This window comes from Candidatus Hepatobacter penaei (genome assembly GCF_000742475.1).
Classification (GTDB): domain Bacteria; phylum Pseudomonadota; class Alphaproteobacteria; order Holosporales; family Hepatobacteraceae; genus Hepatobacter; species Hepatobacter penaei.
Genome location: NZ_JQAJ01000003.1, coordinates 207,106 through 224,511 on the forward strand (window position 1 = coordinate 207,106; position 17,406 = coordinate 224,511).

At 50.2% G+C, this 17,406-nt stretch carries 17 protein-coding genes; 6 read left to right on the forward strand and 11 right to left on the reverse strand.

Features of this window, described 5'->3' with window-relative positions; all coding sequences use genetic code 11:
- Window positions 1–190: 190 nt before the first annotated feature.
- A complete protein-coding gene (locus IG82_RS0105405) occupies window positions 191–2,014 on the forward strand; it encodes a ribonucleoside-diphosphate reductase subunit alpha (protein WP_082192089.1) in 1,824 nt (607 codons plus the stop codon).
- Between the two features lie 224 nt (window positions 2,015–2,238).
- Here the strand turns inward: IG82_RS0105405 and IG82_RS0105410 are convergent, their stop codons facing one another.
- From IG82_RS0105410 to IG82_RS0105470, 11 genes are all read right to left on the reverse strand, one after another.
- Entirely contained in the window at window positions 2,239–2,871 is a 633-nt protein-coding gene (locus tag IG82_RS0105410; RefSeq protein WP_156095402.1) for a hypothetical protein, read from the reverse strand.
- A gap of 72 nt (window positions 2,872–2,943) precedes the next feature.
- Window positions 2,944–3,417, reverse strand: coding sequence for a hypothetical protein (locus IG82_RS0105415; protein ID WP_031934533.1), 474 nt, complete (start codon window positions 3,415–3,417; stop codon window positions 2,944–2,946).
- 119 nt (window positions 3,418–3,536) lie between these two features.
- On the reverse strand, window positions 3,537–4,280 hold the full coding sequence (locus tag IG82_RS0105425) for a triose-phosphate isomerase (protein WP_052545742.1): 744 nt from the start codon (window positions 4,278–4,280) through the stop codon (window positions 3,537–3,539).
- A complete protein-coding gene (locus IG82_RS0105430; RefSeq protein ID WP_031934535.1) occupies window positions 4,277–5,020 on the reverse strand; it encodes a gamma-glutamyl-gamma-aminobutyrate hydrolase family protein in 744 nt (247 codons plus the stop codon). Before IG82_RS0105430 ends, IG82_RS0105425 begins: the two co-directional genes overlap by 4 nt.
- The gene (locus IG82_RS0105435; protein WP_031934536.1) at window positions 5,017–5,634 is read right to left on the reverse strand and encodes a thioredoxin domain-containing protein; all 618 of its coding nucleotides are present in this window, start codon (window positions 5,632–5,634) and stop codon (window positions 5,017–5,019) included. Before IG82_RS0105435 ends, IG82_RS0105430 begins: the two co-directional genes overlap by 4 nt.
- A 470-nt stretch (window positions 5,635–6,104) precedes the next feature.
- The gene (locus IG82_RS0105445) at window positions 6,105–6,365 is read right to left on the reverse strand and encodes an acyl carrier protein (protein WP_031934538.1); all 261 of its coding nucleotides are present in this window, start codon (window positions 6,363–6,365) and stop codon (window positions 6,105–6,107) included.
- 33 nt (window positions 6,366–6,398) lie between these two features.
- On the reverse strand, window positions 6,399–7,673 hold the full coding sequence (locus tag IG82_RS0105450) for an MFS transporter (RefSeq protein ID WP_082192091.1): 1,275 nt from the start codon (window positions 7,671–7,673) through the stop codon (window positions 6,399–6,401).
- Window positions 7,654–8,583 (reverse strand): LysR family transcriptional regulator, encoded by a 930-nt coding sequence (locus tag IG82_RS0105455; RefSeq protein ID WP_031934540.1) that lies wholly within the window; start codon window positions 8,581–8,583, stop codon window positions 7,654–7,656. Before IG82_RS0105455 ends, IG82_RS0105450 begins: the two co-directional genes overlap by 20 nt.
- Window positions 8,584–8,641: 58 nt before the next feature.
- Window positions 8,642–10,039, reverse strand: a complete 1,398-nt coding sequence (locus IG82_RS0105460; RefSeq protein WP_031934541.1) for a phosphomannomutase/phosphoglucomutase — start codon at window positions 10,037–10,039, stop codon at window positions 8,642–8,644.
- Complete coding sequence (locus tag IG82_RS0105465) at window positions 10,008–11,312, reverse strand: UDP-glucose dehydrogenase family protein (RefSeq protein ID WP_031934542.1); 1,305 nt, start codon at window positions 11,310–11,312, stop codon at window positions 10,008–10,010. The genes IG82_RS0105460 and IG82_RS0105465 overlap by 32 nt, the downstream gene beginning before the upstream one ends.
- On the reverse strand, window positions 11,312–12,187 hold the full coding sequence (locus IG82_RS0105470; protein WP_031934543.1) for a UTP--glucose-1-phosphate uridylyltransferase: 876 nt from the start codon (window positions 12,185–12,187) through the stop codon (window positions 11,312–11,314). The genes IG82_RS0105465 and IG82_RS0105470 overlap by 1 nt, the downstream gene beginning before the upstream one ends.
- A gap of 157 nt (window positions 12,188–12,344) precedes the next feature.
- Here IG82_RS0105470 and serS point away from each other — a divergent pair, with 157 nt between their 5' ends.
- The 5 genes from serS (at window position 12,345) to secF (ending at window position 17,403) form a co-directional block, all read left to right on the forward strand.
- Window positions 12,345–13,604 carry a serine--tRNA ligase gene (gene serS, locus IG82_RS0105475; RefSeq protein ID WP_031934544.1) on the forward strand — a complete coding sequence of 420 codons (1,260 nt, stop codon included), beginning with the start codon at window positions 12,345–12,347 and terminating at the stop codon, window positions 13,602–13,604.
- A gap of 27 nt (window positions 13,605–13,631) precedes the next feature.
- The gene (locus IG82_RS0105480; protein ID WP_245591064.1) at window positions 13,632–14,378 is read left to right on the forward strand and encodes a M23 family metallopeptidase; all 747 of its coding nucleotides are present in this window, start codon (window positions 13,632–13,634) and stop codon (window positions 14,376–14,378) included.
- Window positions 14,379–14,483: 105 nt separating this feature from the next.
- On the forward strand, window positions 14,484–14,876 hold the full coding sequence (gene yajC, locus IG82_RS0105485) for a preprotein translocase subunit YajC (RefSeq protein ID WP_031934546.1): 393 nt from the start codon (window positions 14,484–14,486) through the stop codon (window positions 14,874–14,876).
- Between the two features lie 6 nt (window positions 14,877–14,882).
- Window positions 14,883–16,463, forward strand: coding sequence for a protein translocase subunit SecD (gene secD / locus IG82_RS0105490; RefSeq protein ID WP_031934547.1), 1,581 nt, complete (start codon window positions 14,883–14,885; stop codon window positions 16,461–16,463).
- 13 nt (window positions 16,464–16,476) lie between these two features.
- On the forward strand, window positions 16,477–17,403 hold the full coding sequence (gene secF / locus IG82_RS0105495) for a protein translocase subunit SecF (protein ID WP_052545743.1): 927 nt from the start codon (window positions 16,477–16,479) through the stop codon (window positions 17,401–17,403).
- Window positions 17,404–17,406: the final 3 nt, after the last annotated feature.

A 17,406-nucleotide genomic window follows, 5' to 3' on the forward strand; every position in this document is an offset into this window, starting at 1 on the left:
GGGTGCGCGCCGGGGTGAACTAGAAAGGGCGCCGGGGCGTTTTTCTCATCATGTCCACGTAAGGGTGGCCCCAGCAAGGATTGTTGTTCTGTCAAGATGAAAAACGGGAAAAAAGAAAAATTTTTGGGCTTTTCTTCGGGGGAAAAGGGGCTAGTATCAAAGGTGATAAGGCGAGGTTGGGGATGTGTGTATGCGGGCCAGTGCAGAGGTTTCCTGTGCGTCGCCTATTGTGTTGACGCCTGATCCAGAGGCGGATGCACGCCTGACAGACTTTGGGAAAAAAACCCTCAAAAATCGCTATTTACTTCAGGGCGAATCCTATCAAGATCTTTTCATGCGTGTGGCCAGAACCTATGGTGATGATCAGGCCCATGCAGAGCGTCTTTATGGCTATATGGCTCGTCAGTGGTTTATGCCTGCCACGCCGGTGTTGGCCAATGGTGGGGCAGGGCGTGGGTTGCCCATTTCTTGTTTTTTGAATGAATCGTCTGATAGCCTGAGCGGTATTGTAGATTTATGGACAGAAAATGTGTGGCTGGCCTCTAAAGGCGGCGGCATTGGCAGTTATTGGGGCAATGTACGCTCTATTGGGGAAAAAATCCGGGGCTGTGGCGAAACGTCAGGGTTTATGCCGTTTATCAAGGTAATGGACATGCTGACGCTGGCCATTTCTCAAGGGGATTTGCGCCGCGGCTCAGGGGCGGCCTATGCGCCGATTTGGCATCCTGAGATTGAAGAGTTTATGGAAATGCGCAAGCCTTCGGGGGGGGATCACAACCGCAAGGCTCTCAACCTGCACCATGGGGTGGTGATTACGGATGCGTTTATGGAAGCGGTGGCCCAAGATGCCATGTTCCCCCTTAGAAGCCCCAAGGATGGGCGTGTGATTTCCAAGGTGTCGGCGCGCACGCTGTGGTCGCGTTTGTTGTCGGCGCGCGTTGAGACGGGTGAGCCCTATATTCTCTATATTGATACGGTGAATCGTGCGATTCCTGAGGCGCGCAAGGCGTTGGGGTTGTCAGTCAAAACCTCGAATTTGTGCAGTGAAATCACCCTGCCCACCGGGGTGGATCAATGGGGTGAGGAGCGCACGGCGGTGTGTTGTCTTTCGTCGCTCAATGTGGAGCATTTTTTGTCGTGGGAAAAGGATGATCGCATCATAGAAGATTGTTTGCGTTTTCTCGACAACGTCTTAGAAGATTTTATTGCGCGTGCTCCGGCGTCGATGTCGCGGGCTGTGTATGCGGCAAAGCGGGAGCGCTCTGTGGGGCTGGGCGTCATGGGCTTTCATGCTTTTTTGCAGGGGCAGAGTGTGCCTTTTGAAAGCGTGGTGGCCAAGGTGTGGAACAAACGTATTTTTAAGCACATTCGCACGCGCGCTGACAAAGCTTCCCTTGTGTTGGGGGCCGAGCGGGGGCCGTGTCCTGACCAAAAGGCGTGCGGCAGCCAAGAGCGCTTTTCTAATAAGTTGGCCATTGCGCCCACGGCCTCGATTTCTATCATTTGTGGTGGCACATCCCCCGGCATTGAGCCTATCGTGAGCAATGCCTATACGCATAAAACCTTAAATGGGTCTTTCCGGGTGCGTAATAAGCATTTGATGAAGGTTCTGGAAGAAAAGGGCAAAAATACCAGCAAAGTGTGGACGTCGATTGCGCAACATGAGGGCTCGGTGCAGCATCTTGATTTTCTGACTCATCATGAAAAGCATGTGTTTAAAACGGCTTTTGAGTTGGATCAAAAATGGTTGATTGAGTTGGCCAGTGACCGGCAGCCCTTTGTGTGTCAGGCGCAATCGTTGAATATTTTTCTCCCTAGTGATGTGCATAAGGCCGAGCTGCACCAGATTCATTGGTCTGCGTGGAAAAAGGGGGTCAAAAGCCTTTATTACCTCAGATCTAAAACCATTCAGCGTTCAGAGAATCACACATCCTCGCGCCGGGCACCCCCGGCTCAACTTCAGCCCGAACCCCCTTTGCCGTTAAAATATGATGAGTGCCTTTCATGTCAGTGAAGTTATAAGGGCATCAAGAGAACCTGGCGGGGTGGGGAAGATCCAGGCATGGAGAGCAGTTGTGTGCCGTTGTCCATAAGATGCGGGTGAGTTAAGGCATCTTTGTGCAAGATTTTGAAAATCAGAGTACAGGTCTAGCGTTGCATAATGCTATCCACAAGGTGGGTCACAAAAAAGGGGGCCTTGCTTTGACCCCCTCCTTTATCAGATATAGAGTGCTAGGGTTAGTTACATTTTTGTTTTATGTACTGGAATTTTGTCAGGCTCTCTTTATAAGGCGTTTTGTCTTTCATATACTTTTTTGCCAGTTCTTTTTTATCCCCTGCGTCGCGCCATTCAATGCACAGCGGGTCTTCTCGTCTTACATCGGGTTTTTCTTTGGGTGGTTCAGGGCTTGGTTGCGTGCCAGCAGCTGATGAAGCGGCCCCTGCCGCCCCTCCTGCGGCTGCACCAGCCGAGGCATGGCTCGAAGGCTCTTTTTTCGGTGGCGCAGAGCGAGCCTGCGCGCCAGCATGTTTCTCATGTTTGATGGGAAGGGGGACCGTGCCTTCGAGGTCCAAAGGGGCGGTATAGCGGGCAATTTGCTCTTTGCTGTGTTGCTTTTTGATATATTTCTTAACGCGCTTACGCTCTTCTAGACTGAGCTTGTTCCAAAAGCGGAGATAGGCCTCTTCTCCCTGATTCCATTTCTGTTGATATTTCCTTTCAAGATCCTTTTTTGTTTGTTTCTTCTGCTTTTGTTTGGCTGTGAGTGCAAACCTTTTAGTTTTCTTAATCTTAATTTCATGCCATTGTTTGGCTGCCTCTCTGGCCACAAGGGGTGCACAAAAGGCGGTGAACAGCATTAAGCAAATCATATGGCTAAGAGTGTACTTTTTGCTCATGATCCTAGGTTCCTTTTGTGCGTCTCTATGAAAAGTTTCCCAATCTTATTTTTTAGTAGGTGGATTGCTGTCATAGTACTGTTTGATGGCTTGGGTGATAGGGGCATCTGGGCCATGATGTTTTTGTGCATGGTCGAGAATAGCTTTTCTGTTTTTTTCTGATTTGATGGTGCCAAGATACTGGTTGAGGTTAGCTAGTCCTTTGTTCCAATGTTCTTGATACGCTTTGATCATATGGCGGTGTTTTCTTCCATAAAGCCGGCTTTTCTTTCCCTTAACCGTGCCCTTTTTGCTTTGCTTGACCTCTACTTTATGGTGCGTTCCATAGGGAACCACAGCACCACTGTGGCCGCTATGGGGTACCACGGGGCCACTGTGACCATGATGTTGTTGACTCACCTGGCTGTCAGCATGCGTTGCAACAGCGGTGCTGCCACTTTCAATCCCTTCTCCTTCAGCGTAAAGGGTGGGGCTTGCCAGGGTGAGGGATAAAAAGAGAAATCGGACAGTATGTTTCATGAAAAAACTCCGGGAGTTGTTTTCTCATGAGTATGGTCAAAAATGCTTTAGGTTTTATAAAAAAGATGTCTTTTCTAAGTTGGCTTGAATGCCTGTTATTTTGACAGTTTTTTATTGTGTCAAATATGCGATGAAAACGATGTGTTCTGGGCAAAGTCCATCAAAAAAGCAGGATCTAAACACGCCTTGCCCACCAGCACGCCGTCTATGGAAGGAAGTGCAAGGATGCTTTGTGCATTCGCAGAAGATACAGAGCCGCCATAAAGCACAAAGGTATCTTGGTGATGCGCGTGTATGCATTGTTGTAAAAAGTGGGTGACGCCGTGAATCTCTTGCAAGGTAGGCGTTTTGCCAGAGCCAATGGCCCACAAGGGTTCATATGCCAGCCCCATGGGTTTGTGAGGGGTTGCGGGTAAAATATGGCGGAGTTCATCGGCTAAAAAATCATGGGTTTTCCCTTGTTGATACACGTCATAGGGTTCACCCACGCACAGGATCGGGGTGAGGTCGTGATGCAAGGCTTGGTTTATTTTTTGTTGCAGGTGCGTGTATGACTCATGATGATGGGTTCTGCGTTCGCTGTGTCCAATCAACACATGGGATACTCCCATATCTACAAGCATGGCCGGCGTAACATCGCCCGTCACCACCGTTGTATTGTCATGCGGGCTGATATCTTGGGCGCCTAGTAAAAAATCTTTCGGCAACGCGTCACGGAAGAGGGAAAGGTAAGGCGCAGGGGGGCACAGAATGAGGGTGTAGGGTGTAGGCCCTAGAGGACTTAACACAGATAAATAGTGTGCAAAAAAGTCAACACGACCATGGGTTTTAAAGTTAGCTACAATGCGCTTGTGTTGGCTCATGCGCCCGCATGCTGTTTTTGCTGATGGTAGGCGGTGCACGCGCGTACAAAATGCTGAAAAATCTTTTTGTCTGCGTCTGACACCATATACTCTGGATGCCATTGAACACCCAAACAGAAGGGGTGGTCGCTCAGCTCAATGCCTTCAATGACTCCATCAGAAGCTTTGGCATTGACCACAACACCTGGGCCCACATCACGCACAGCCTGGTGATGGTGGCTGTTTACGGGGAAGGATTCAGTTTTCACGATGGCCTCAAGCTTTGTCCCAGACACCACGTCCACCACATGGCTAGATTCGGTTGGGGGCGCACTTTGCTCATGGGCCAGAGGGTGATCAATGTCATCAGGAATGTGTTGAAACAGTGTGCCTCCCAAGGCCACATTTAAGACTTGCTCTCCCCCACAAATGCCAAAGAGGGGCATCTTGAGGATCAGGGCGCTGCGTACGATGGCCAGCTCAAAAGAGGTGCGCGTGTGCTTCATCTGCACCGAAGGATGCACGTCGTCTTGGCCGTATAACTTAGGGGAGACGTCACAATCACCGCCCGAAATAATCAACCCGTCAACGTGCTCGAGGTAGGCACCAATCAGATGACTTTGGTGGGGCAGGGCGACGGGCAGCCCCCCCGCTTCTGTCAAGGCTTTTATATACGCACTGCACAGGGCATACCAAGGAAATTGGGAATAGGATTTCTTCTCTTGTAAATCGAGTGTAATGCCAACCAGGGGGTGCGTCATTGTTTCATGCGGTCCAAAAGGGTGTAGAGCGCTTCCTTTTCACTGGGCACCTGCCAATTTTGAAACCCTTCTCTCTTTTCAAGAATACGATTTTTCTTGTCAAGAAACAGAATGGTGGGTGTGCCCGTAACCTTCAGTGCTGAAAAAACGTTGCCTTCCATATCATAATAGGGAGTGAGATGCGGAAAAAGCACTTGCCACGTGGGTTGGGTGTATGTGTTTTTCTGAATTAACCGCGCAAGATAAACCACCGCATGCCCCCACAACACCTGCGGGCTGCTCACGTTATGGCTAATAAGAATGGGGATGATATCGATGCCCTTTTCTTTGAAGTCCATGGCCATTTTGTTGCATATCATTAAGAATTTAAGGCAGGGTACACACCCTAATGTCCACAAAATAACAATCTTGGGCTTCTTAAAGGAAGAGAGACGCACCAATGTATCTGAGGATTCCTTTTTTCCAAAATCATGACGTGCTATGGTGATGTCGAAATGGGGCGATGGGCGCAAAAGAGATTGACTGCCCACCCACACAGCCACAAGTGTGCCTAGCACAACAAGACTGAGGGCTGTATACTTCACAAAAGGAGAAGAGAGAAAATGTCGTTTCACAGACGCCGTGTGCAGGAAAAAGCCTTGATCGCAGACTATCGTAAACGTCTGCTTTTTGCAAGGATTCCCTGCGCCTCTTTTATCGGTATGTTGTTGGTTTTGTTTCTTCTGTGTGCATGTGGCCGAGAAGGGCCGCCCTCTGCGCCTGAAGGCAGCACGTTTCCAAGGCGTTATCCAAACATATCTCGATCTTAAGAGAAGGGAGCACCCACGCACCCTGTTATCACAAACACAGCTTGTGGCTGAGGTCCACGAAGAAGTAGGCCGCCGCAAGTTGGATGCGCAAAGGGTGCCCTTATGCCAAGAGGCTCAGAACACAAAGGAACACGCGCGCCATATTGCCAACGTGCAGGAAAAAGGGAAGGGTGCTCACGAAAGGATAAGCCCCCCGCATCTGCCAGCACATGCAAAAGGGGCTGTCCCCATCCCGATCAATGATGTTTTACGGTAAGGAAAAAGCGAAAGGCGGCCTAACCCTTATGACGGTCAAGCTTTTTTTCGCTCATCTTTTTTTCGATAATTTTGACGGCATCATCAAGGGTTTTGATGTTCTCAACCTCATCATCAAGGATACGGATGCCAAACATCGTTTCCATTTCCAGCGTAATTTCAGCCAAAGCCAAGCTATCTGCGTTAAGATCATCAACAAACCTTGAGTCAGGCTTGATGTCATCTTCACTGCAGTTTAAATTATTAGCTAAGATGCTTTTGATCTGATCTTGCATATCCATAAGTTAACCCTATTCATCGTTTTCCCAATTTTTTTAGTTTACAAGTTCAAAGTCAAGAGATTTGTTATTCTCGTGTGATGAGTTGTTCCGATTGGAGATCCAGTAAATACCAATCAAGGCACTCAAGCAGAGAAAGATAAGATAAAAAGCTGGCGCAATAGGCGAACCGATCAACCCTGTTAACTGGTTAGCGATGGCGGGCGTTGTACCTCCTAAGATGGCGGTACCCAATGTCGTGCTGAAGGCCACAGCCGAATAGCGGCAATTGGTGGGGAAGAACGTAGAAATGTAGGGCATCGTACACGCCACCACAAGCGTGTTGCCTGTGGAGATCATCAACATAAACGCATAGATGGCATAGATAGATTGATAATGAGACACCAGATAAAAACTTGGAATGGCTATCACCGACATCCATGTGCAACCCCAGATAATCTGACGTTTAAAGCCCGTACGATCGGCCAAGCGCCCATAGATAACAATCATTATACTGTCAAAAATCAAGGTGCTCATATTCAGTAAAAGACTTTCTGAAGAGGTGTAGCCAAAGGTTTTAAACATTTGGTTGCCAAACACGGTGACAAGATAAAGGGGTACATAGTTAAGGCTGCTGATCAAAAGGGCCGTGAGCATTTCCCCGCGATAGCGCCACAACGCCAAGGTGGGCATGCTGGAAATTTGCTTCTTCTTCTTAGCTTCTTGGAAGTGCTCTGTTTCCTGCATATAGCGCCTGAAGAGAAAAATCAAAAACGCCGCCACGCCACCAAAAATAAAGGGAATGCGCCACGCCTGGGCGGGCATGCCTTGCATGGTGAGAAAAGCGCCCATACCGGTGGCAAGAACGGCGCCCATGCTGCCTGAGGCCACCAAGATCCCCATTTTCTTGCCTAGCGTGTTGCTTTTGGTGTTGTTCTCATAGGTGTAAACCGTTACACCTGAAAATTCAGCGCCATAGAAAAAGCCTTGTGCCAGGCGGCACATAATCAGCGTGACGGTTGCCCACATGCCAATTTCTGAATAAGTTGGCAGTACACCAATCACAAGGGTTGGCACACCCACCAAGGCCATAGAGGCCAGCAGAGGTTTTTTACGACCAAAACGGTCACCGAGAAAGCCAAAAAAAATGGCCCCAAGAGGCCGTACAACAAATCCAGCTGCAAAAGCTAAGAACGACTGAGTTACCTGAGAAAAGGAAGGAGGAAAAAAGTAAGGAGCTAAAATAACAGCATAAAAACCATAGATGGTGGCGTCGAAACATTCGACCACATGACCGGCAATTAATGCATAATTAAGCTGCTTCTTCCTCATTTTTAACCTCTATCCCTATATTTCTTAAATGATTCACAAAAAAGTTATTAAATACTTGCACATTTCTTTCGAGTTTTCTACTTAAACCTTTTTTTGTTGAAAAGTGTATTTTAACTTCGGGTCCATTAATTTGGGGCAACACGCGCACCAACTTTCCGTTATAAAAAATGTTGGCTTCCGTGGCGCTTGAGCAAATACCAATGCTTTCAATGGCGGCTCTGTAAAGAGAGAGCGTGGAGTTAATGGTAACCTTAGGATGTAGCTTGGGAAACCCAGGCCAGCGACCCTTAAGATGCCAGTCAATTTCAGGGCAATAGCTGAACACATGTTCCCCGTACCCAATCATGGAATGATTGACCAAATCTTCGGGCGTTTCTGGGACCCCGTGGTTCTCAAGATAATCTGGGCTGGCAAAAAGCCCCAGACAATAAGAGAGATGCCAATGGCGAAGTAGAAAATCTTTGTCGGCAATCGGCCTGAAAATGATGTCAGAAATCATTTCTGTGGCTGTGTCAATCATGTCGCCTGCGATGATACGCAGCTTGATTTTAGGATAAAAAGCTTGAAACCCTTTGACGCTGGGCATAACCCAGCTATTGGCCATGGATGATGTGGTGGCAATGATGATTTCCCCTTCAGGCTCATCAGACTCAGACGTTTGTGCTTGCGCTACGCCTTCTTCAAAAAGCTTGATGAGGCGCTGGGCATAGGGCGCAAAATTTTTCCCTTCCTCAGTCAATACATTATTTTGCTTTTTGCGCAAAACCAGCTGAAGACCCGTTTCACGTTCCAAGTCATTAATGCATGACCACAGGGTGGATCTGGGGATACCCAGTTGGGTGTGAATGCCAAAATCACAGGCATTTTCTGAAAGACTGACAAAAGCTTTGAGGTTGCGAATATTGGGCATAGTCTATCTTAAATTTTATGAACTTTCTTATCCAAAAGCTAACATAAACGTAAGATAGTTAAAGGAAAAAATGGTCTTTACATTCTTTTTGGATAAGGTCTTTAAAAAAAACCAGATGCTTTGTATAGTCTTCGCGTGTGCGTCCTTCCCACCTCAGCACAAGGACGGGCTCTGTTTGCGAGGGTCTGACAATCCACCAATAATCTGGCGTGCACACCTTCAATCCATCACGGCGATCGATATCTTTTTCGTGGATAATATGGTTGTCTAAAGCCTTCATAATGTTTTTTTGGGCACAAGCCGACATGGGGATCCGATATTCTGGGCTTGAAAAGCGTTGGGGGAGGGTTTGATGCCACGCAGCAGGATCGATGTGCTTGTGCGCCACGTTTTCCAGAAAGCGTACGGCGGCATAAAACCCGTCATCAAATCCCAAAAAGCGATCACGGAAAAAGAAATGGCCGCTCATTTCCCCGCCTAGGGAGGCATCTTTCTCAGCCATCATCGATTTGACATGCACATGCCCTGTTTTGGCGATGCATAATTCACGTTTCTTTTGAAGAGGTTCCATCAGAAGGGGGCTTGATTTGATGTCAGCCACCACAGGGTGGCGCGTGTCTTCTTGAAAGGTGGCAAAAAACAGCAACAGCTCATCACCTTCCCACACATGACCACGTCCGTCTACCAGCACCATGCGGTCTCCATCCCCATCAAAGGCAATGCCAGCGTGTGCTTTCGTGGATGTAACCATAGCAATCAGTTCATCAAGGGCTCCGGGCGCCGTGGGATCAAAAGCGCGCACAGGCTGGGGCATGGGGCGATCATGCACATAAGTGTGGGTAAAGGGCAGGTGTTTTTGAATCAGCGGGGCCAGCAACGCCGCGGGGCCAGAGCCAAAATCCCACACAACGTGAAGAGGCGCAGAAGCCTCCCACACAAAGTCTTTCAACACAGCGCGGACATAGGCATCGATGCAGGGGGCGCTTACCCTCTTCCCTGGGGGTCTTGCGGGGTAGGCTAAAGAGTGCTGAAGCTCTGTTTTCAGGCCTTGGAGGTCTTCACCAAAGAAGGGTTTCTTGTGTAAGGAAAGCTTGAGGCCATTGCAATCAGGGGGTGTGTGGGATCCTGTGACCATCAGGCCGGCGTGGCACGACAGGTGATGTTCGGCCCAATACACAAGGGGCGTTGTCGCCAGGCCCAGCGCATGCACTGTGCATCCTGCCTCTTGCAATCCCTTCATCAGGGCCTGTGCCAGGGCGAAAGAGCTTTCCCGTGTGTCCCACCCCACACACACAGAAGAGTCCGGGGCAAGGTGATGCCCAAACGTGCGGCCGATAGCGTGATAAAGGGCGGGGGTCAGTGTGTCTTTGACGGGGCCTCGGATATCATAGGTCCGAAAGACGTGATCGGGGATAAGAGGTTTGTCAGCTGCGTGCGGGTTGGCCGATGGGGACATAGAAAAACCCTTTTTCTTTCATGAGGGGCGCTTGATAAAGATTACGCAGATCAATGATGCGTGGGTGGGCGAGGGTGTGCTTAAGCCGGTCAAGATCTGCGTTTTGAAAGAGCGGCCATTCGGTCAGAATCACCAGGGCATCTGCCCCGTGGGCAGCTTCATAAGGATCTGCACAGACCGTCAAGGCATCAAATTGGTTTTCAATATTTTTCTTGGCCTGTGGGTCAAAAAGAGCTAAGCGCGCACCTTGTTTTTCAAGGTAGGAAAGAATGGTCATGGCTGGACTCTCGCGCAGATCGTCTGTATTAGCCTTAAAGGTGATGCCCCAGGCGGCTATTGTTTTGCCCCGTACGTTATGATTCATATACGAGACAATGCGTTTGCCCATGGCCTCTTTTCTGCGGGTGTTGGCCTCAATGGCGGTGCGTACAAGGGATAAATCAACGCCACATTTTTGTGCAGTGGCCTCAAGCGCGCGGGTGTCTTTGGGAAAGCAAGAGCCGCCAAAACCGGGCCCCGGTTTCAAAAAATAAGGATTAATACGATGATCAAGGCCAATGCCTTGGGCCACATCTTCCACATTGCCCCCTGTTTGTTCGCAAAGGTCGGCCACCTGATTGATAAATGTGATTTTCATGGCCAGAAAACTGTTGGCGGCATATTTGATGGTTTCCGCCGTTTCAGGCTCTGTGGCCAGAAAGGGAACGTTTTGGTCAAGCAGAGGTTGGTACAGTTGGCGCATCAGTGTTTCATCCTCTGACACACGCACCCCCACCACCAAACGATCCGGTTTCATAAAATCGGGGATGGCTGAGCCTTCGCGCAAAAACTCAGGGTTAGAGATTACGCCCACATCGGGCCGCCCCAGGCGCGCCAAGGCATTATGTACGCGCTTGTTGGTGCCGATGGGGACAGTGGATTTCAATACAATCCGGGCGCCTTTTTTGAGCTGCGCGGCAAGATCTTCCACCACCAAAAATACAGCACTCACGTCGGCATCTCCGGTAGGTGTCTCGGGTGTGCCCACCGCCAGAAAAACGGCATCAGCATGGGCGACACAGGTGGTTTCATGGCTAAAAGAAAGGTGAGTTTTCACGATGTCTGTGTGAAGCAGTTTTTTAAGATCAGGTTCAAAAAACGGCAGGACGCCCCTGTTAAGGCGTTGAATGACGTCCACGTTTTTATCGATGCATGTGACATGGTGGCCAAAACTTGCAAAGCAAGCGCCTGAAATCAGCCCCACATACCCTGTGCCCACCACCGCAATATGCATTAGGCCTCCTTATTGTTAAGCAAAGATAACATATCAGGCCGCTCGCGTGCCAGGGCCAGGGTGGCTCTCAGCATGCCCTTTAAGTGGCCGCAATCAAAGCGACGGCCTGCCAACGGCAGACCCAACAAAGGGACCTCAGGGATCATGTGGCTCAGCGTTTCGGTGATCTGAACTTCTTGGTCTGTGGTGTGGCGTTTGATGAGGTCATCCAGGCGCTTTAGACACCCCGGATCCAAGATATAACGCCCTAAAATCGCGGTTTGCGAGGGCGCATGCTCAGGGGAGGGTTTTTCCACAAGATGGCGGATGTGCCAATCATGCTCAGGGTCTTGGGTGCCTTGGATGATGCCATATTTTTCCACATCTTCCTGCGGCACAGATTGAACGCTGATCCATTGGCCACCTTTTTCCCTGTGCTTCGCCATCAAGCGCCCTATTTCTGGGGTTTTTGACACAATCAAATCATCGGCTAAGATCACGGCAAAAGGTTCATCCAGCACATGCCGGGCACACCAAATCGCATGCCCCAAGCCCAGAGGCACGGGTTGACGAATAAACACAAAAGCCCCGGGTGCGATGCCTTCAATAGAAAGTTTGGCCAATGCCTCTTGGTTGCCCCGCTGTTTGAGGGTGTGTTCGCATTCAAAGGCCCGATCAAAATGATTTTCAATGGCGGTTTTGCCCTTACCGGTAACAAAGATAAAGCGCTCAATCCCCGCATCGCGTGCCTCTTCTACGGCATATTGAATGAGAGGTTTATCCAAGACAGGAAGCATCTCCTTGGGAATGGCTTTTGTGGCAGGTAAAAAGCGTGTTCCAAGGCCGCCAACAGGAAAAAGCGCTGTTTTGACAGAAATAGGAAAACTCGTCTCAATTCATCCAAAATGATGATACCAGCATAAAAAGCCTCTTGTGAAAGATCAAGGAAAAGAAGAGGACCGCGTTCAAAGATTGACAGTTGGAACCTAAACAAAATTCTGATAGAGAGATCACAATGGTTTTTCAAAAGGGGTGTGGGCGTCTGTGTTAGCGATGAAGTGGGTGCGCGAACACCCTGATCTTTTTGACCACAGCATGAAGGTGCGGGGGGTGTCGGCAAGGGCGCAAACCTTCATTGAGGCGGATAAAGAGCTGCGGGCGCTTCAGGCAGAGGTAGATGAGGGTCGGGCGCAAAGCAACCTTGTGGCCCGAAAAATGGGTCAGGCCAAGGCGCAGGGGCAAGAGGCGAAGGTGATTCACTCTCTTATGGAAGAAGGCACACGTCTGCGGGGGTATGTAGAGGCTCAAGAACGCATTTTTCATGAAAAAAAAGAGGCCCTGCATGCACAGCTGTCGCAGCTGCCCAATATCTTGGCAGAGGATGTGCCCCAAGGGAAGAGCGAGGCAGAAAACATATGCATTCGTACCGAAGGCACCTTGCCCATTTTTGATTTTGACCCCCGTCCCCATGAAGAGGTGGGGGCTTCTTTAGGGTTATCTCTGGAAGAGGGGGCCCGCCTTGCGGGGTCACGTTTTGTGGTGCTGAAGGGGGGGATGGCTCACCTTGAAAGGGCCTTGGCCAATTTTATGCTGGATATGCACACACAGCATTTTGGATATGAAGAAATTTCAGTGCCTTATTTGGTGACCGAAGAGGCGCTTTATGGGACAGGCCAGCTGCCTAAATTTGCGGCCGATAGCTTTCAAACCACCGATGGCCGGTGGTTAATCCCCACGTCAGAGGTGTCGCTGGCGAATCTGGTGCGCGGCATGACCCTTGAGGCGACGCAGCTCCCGCTCCGCTATACAGCCTATACGCCGTGTTTTCGCTCTGAAGCAGGGGCGGCGGGGAGAGACACCCGGGGCATCATTCGCCTGCACCAGTTTGCTAAGGTCGAGCTTGTCTCGGTAGTGAGGCCAGAAGAGGGCGTGCAAGAGCATGAACGGATGTTGTCCCATGCAGAGGCCATACTCACAAAACTGGGTTTGCCTTACCGTGTGATGCTTTTGTGTGCGGGGGACACGGGGTTTTCCGCCCAAAAAACCTATGACCTTGAGGTGTGGTTTCCTTCCCAACAAAAATATCGAGAAATTTCAAGCTGTTCTTTGTGTGGTGATTTTCAAGCGCGTCGCATGGGAGCAAAATGGAAGGACGGAAAGAACAAGGGGTTTGTCCACACGCTCAACGGGTCGGGATTGGCCGTGGGCAGAACATTAGCCGCCATGCTCGAGCATTACCAAAAAAAAGACGGTTTTGTACATCTTCCTTCTGTGCTAGAACCCTATATAAACACAAAAGTGTTGAGAGGGTAGGCAATGAAGGGTGCGTGGTTGTGTGTGATGTTGTTGGTTGTGTGTGGGTGTCAGATGTCACCCGACAAGGCGCCGCTTAAACTAAGAGAGGGCCAGGTTCAGGTTCAAGAGGGCGACACCATTTATACCCTCTCCCGTCAATATAACATTTCTCCGCGTCAATTGATGGAGATCAACAATCTGCCTTCTGCTGTGGTCACGCCGGGAGAGGTGTTGCTTGTTTCTTTGCCCAAGACGGCGCGCAGCGACCGCTATGCCCCACTTTCTGAGGGTGAGTCAGCGGTGGTCAAATCAGAAATTGACGCTGCGCCTGCCGTTGAGGTGGTGACGGCTGAAGCCGCTGTGTTGCCCGAGATTGCTGAAATTGAGAAGCGTCCTGTGGACTATTTATGGCCTTTGCGTGGAAGCGTGGTGGTGCCTTTTGGCAAGGCAAAAGGGGCGCAAGCGCTGGGGATTTTGGTGGAAGCCTCGTCGGGCACCGCTGTCAAGGCGGCTAAATCGGGGGAAGTGATTTATGCCGGTGGCGATTTGAAAGAATATGGTCAGATGGTTTTGATGCGTCATGAGGACGGTTCGGTGACAGCCTATGGACACCTTGAAGATGTGGATGTGAAGCAGGGCGACACCCTCAACCAAGGTCAACCCATGGGCACGCTGTCAGAGGTGAAACCTGGAAGTCATAAGGGGCGGCTCTATTTTGAGCTGCGTAAATCAAAGGAAGGAAGCACCCAAAAACCCAAGGCGGTGAATCCTTTGCCCCATCTTTCCAGCTGAGGGGCGGGTAGCCTTTTCCGGCCCATTGTGACAAATGCTTTGACTTTTTGAGCACGAATTTATAGAACCAAATAAGTCTTCTCAATAATATGAGCGTTTTTGTCCATGTCTAACCTTTTTCCTTCTCTTTGGGCAGCATCTGGCTCAGCGGGTGGTGCGGATTTGCTCCAGTTCCTGCCTTTGGTGCTGGTGTTTGTGTTGATGTATTTCTTCTTTATTCGTCCTCAGCAAAAAAAAGAGGCCCAGCAAAAAGAGTTGCTCGCATCGCTCAAGGTGGGGGATATGGTGCTGATGCAGGCGGGGTTGATCGGCAAAGTGCTGCGTCTTACAAGCGAGCATGAGATTTTGTTAACAGTGGCGCCTGATGTGGATGTGCGCGTGCTCAAGTCTTCTGTTGTCAAAGTGTTGGATGAGAAAGAGCCGCGACAGGTTCGTGTGGCCCAAAAAGAAAAAGCTATTGAGAAAAAGTCACGTCCTGTCAAGAAGAAGAGTTCTTAAGGGTTTATGTGGTCTTGGCGTCGCCTTTCGTTGTTGGTTGTGACCAGTGTGTGCTTGGTGTTATCTTTACCGGCATTGATGGGGCCGCATGTGGCGGCGCGCGTGTTACCGTCCTTCTTAAGGGGGCCTTTTTTGACGCTTGGCCTGGATTTGCAAGGGGGGGCGCACCTGCTGCTTGAGATTGATCAAAAGAAGATGGTGTCAGATCATTATTCTCTTTTGATGGGCAGTCTGCGTCGCAAGCTGCGCGATAAAGAATGTCGCTATGCAGCGTTTCGTGCCTCGCCTACGGGCATTTCCTTTGAGCTGCTTGATGACAAGCCGGATGCTTTTTTGTTAGAGCTTCTTCACAGTGTAGATGGTGCCTTGCGTATGCAGCGCACGGGTGAAACGGTGCACGTGACGCTCAGTGAAGAAAGTTTGGCCGCACTTTTTAAGCGGGCCCAAGAAAAATCCATCGAAACCATCCGTCGACGTGTGGATGAGACAGGCACAAAAGAGCCGGTGATTCAGGCGCAGGGTGATCGTATTTTATTGCAAGTGCCAGGGGCGGATGACCCTGAACGTGTGAAGGCGTTGGTGGGCAAGACGGCGCGCCTGACATTTCAATTGGTGCAAAATGTGCTGTCTTTGGATGAGATGCAGTCTTTTGTGCCCTCACCGGGTGATGAAATTTTGTTTTCCTTTGAATCAGAAGAGGGTGCTCAAGAGCGGCGAGGCCCCAATGTGGCCTATGTGGTGCAGAAAGAGGTGTTGTTAAGCGGCGATATGTTGGTGGACGCGCAGCCCTCTTTTGATGAATATGAACGGCCGCAAGTTTCCTTTCGCCTGAACGGGTTAGGGGCTGAGCTTTTTGCGGCAGTGACACAAAAAAATGTGGGGCGTCTTTTTGCCATTGTGCTTGATGGCAGTGTGGTCAGTGCGCCACAGATTCGTGGCCCCATTCCTGGCGGTCAAGGCGTGATTCAGGGGAATTTCTCGCTCAAAGAGGCCCAGGATCTTTCTTTGTTGATGCGCGCCGGGGCACTGCCAGCGCCGCTTAAGGTGTTGGAAGAGCGGCTCATTGGGCCGGGGTTGGGGGCGGATTCCATCCAAAAAGGCACGTTGTCTACGGTGTTGGCCATTGTGCTGGTGGTGATGATTATGTTTGCAGCCTATTCTGTGTTTGCGGGCTTTGCGAACGTGGCGCTCTTGGTGAACCTTGTATTGCTGATGGGCGGTATGGCGTACTTTGGGGCCACCCTTACGCTGCCGGGCATTGCTGGCATTGCGCTGACGCTGGGTATGGCCGTGGATGCCAATGTGTTGATTAATGAGCGTATTAAGGAAGAATTGCGTTTGGGGCGCAGTGTGCGTGGGGCCATTGATATGGGGTATCAGAGGGCCATGACCACCATTATTGATTCTAATCTGACAACGTTGATTGGGGCATTTATTCTCTACAGCTTTGGCACAGGACCTGTGCGCGGGTTTGCGGTAACCTTGTCCATGGGGATTTTGATTTCCATGTTTACGGCGGTGCTGTTGTCACGTGCGCTTGTTTTTCTGTGGTTTGCATACAAGCGTCCACAAACGCTTTGGTTATAGGTGAGGTCCTGACATGGGTTTTTTGAATCTGAAACATGTGCCCAGCATTAACTTCATGGGGAATCGCCGTGTGCCCTTTGGGATTTCAGGCGCCTTGGTGCTTTTTGTCTTGCTGGCGTTGTTGATCAAGGGTGTGCCCTATGGTGTCGATTTTAAGGGGGGCGCCATGGTGGAGGTGCGTGCACCTCATGCGGTCAAGCTTGATGATGTGCGGCCGGTGTTGGCCAAGGCGTTGGGAAGCAATGCCTCTGTCCAATCTTTAGACACCGCTGCTGATTTTTTGGTGCGCTTTGATGCTGAGGCCGTGGGAGATGACAAAGACGCCACCTTGAGCAAAATTACACAAGCATTCGGTGAGGGAAGCCGTGTGCGTCGCTTTGAGGCTGTGGGACCCAAAGTAAGTGCTGAGCTGTTGCAAAGTGGTCTTTATGCCATTTTCTTGGCGCTGTTGGCGATGCTGTTGTATATCTGGTTTCGCTTTGAGTGGCGTTATGGGTTGGCGGCGCTGATAGCGTTGCTCCATGATTGTGTGGCGGTGTTGGGGCTCTATGCCGTGGCGCGGATTGAGTTTAACGAAACGGCCATTGTGGCCTTGTTGATTACTGCCTCCTATTCCATTAACGATACAGTAGTGGTGTTTGATCGGGTGCGCGAAAATAAAGGGCGGTATACCACCATGCCGTTGCAAGAGCTGCTTAATCTCAGCGTGAATGAAACCCTGTCTCGCACCCTGTTAACATCCCTCACCACGCTGGCGGCTTTGTGGGTGCTTTATCTGTTTGGTGGGCCTGTGATTGCCATGTTCAGCTTGCCCATTTTGGTGGGTCTTTTTGTGGGGACGTATTCGTCCATTTGTTTGGCTACGCCGCTGTTGTATTTGTTGAGCCTTTCTTTTCATAAGACCGCGCTTGTGAACCAAAACAATCGGCACGAGCCCTAGCTC

Excerpts from the sequence above, each read along its gene's own strand:
- IG82_RS0105450 (WP_082192091.1), bottom strand. The coding sequence starts at position 7,673 with ATGAGGAAGAAGCAGCTTAATTATGCATTAATTGCCGGTCATGTGGTC.
- IG82_RS0105410 (WP_156095402.1), bottom strand. The coding sequence starts at position 2,871 with ATGATTTGCTTAATGCTGTTCACCGCCTTTTGTGCACCCCTTGTGGCC.
- IG82_RS0105425 (WP_052545742.1), bottom strand. The coding sequence starts at position 4,280 with ATGAGCCAACACAAGCGCATTGTAGCTAACTTTAAAACCCATGGTCGT.
- IG82_RS0105430 (WP_031934535.1), bottom strand. The coding sequence starts at position 5,020 with ATGACGCACCCCCTGGTTGGCATTACACTCGATTTACAAGAGAAGAAA.
- IG82_RS0105480 (WP_245591064.1), top strand. The coding sequence starts at position 13,632 with ATGTTGTTGGTTGTGTGTGGGTGTCAGATGTCACCCGACAAGGCGCCG.
- IG82_RS0105405 (WP_082192089.1), top strand. The coding sequence starts at position 191 with ATGCGGGCCAGTGCAGAGGTTTCCTGTGCGTCGCCTATTGTGTTGACG.
- IG82_RS0105460 (WP_031934541.1), bottom strand. The coding sequence starts at position 10,039 with ATGTCCCCATCGGCCAACCCGCACGCAGCTGACAAACCTCTTATCCCC.
- secF (WP_052545743.1), top strand. The coding sequence starts at position 16,477 with ATGGGTTTTTTGAATCTGAAACATGTGCCCAGCATTAACTTCATGGGG.
- yajC (WP_031934546.1), top strand. The coding sequence starts at position 14,484 with ATGTCTAACCTTTTTCCTTCTCTTTGGGCAGCATCTGGCTCAGCGGGT.
- IG82_RS0105445 (WP_031934538.1), bottom strand. The coding sequence starts at position 6,365 with ATGGATATGCAAGATCAGATCAAAAGCATCTTAGCTAATAATTTAAAC.
- IG82_RS0105465 (WP_031934542.1), bottom strand. The coding sequence starts at position 11,312 with ATGCATATTGCGGTGGTGGGCACAGGGTATGTGGGGCTGATTTCAGGC.
- serS (WP_031934544.1), top strand. The coding sequence starts at position 12,345 with ATGAAGTGGGTGCGCGAACACCCTGATCTTTTTGACCACAGCATGAAG.
- IG82_RS0105415 (WP_031934533.1), bottom strand. The coding sequence starts at position 3,417 with ATGAAACATACTGTCCGATTTCTCTTTTTATCCCTCACCCTGGCAAGC.
- secD (WP_031934547.1), top strand. The coding sequence starts at position 14,883 with ATGTGGTCTTGGCGTCGCCTTTCGTTGTTGGTTGTGACCAGTGTGTGC.
- IG82_RS0105455 (WP_031934540.1), bottom strand. The coding sequence starts at position 8,583 with ATGCCCAATATTCGCAACCTCAAAGCTTTTGTCAGTCTTTCAGAAAAT.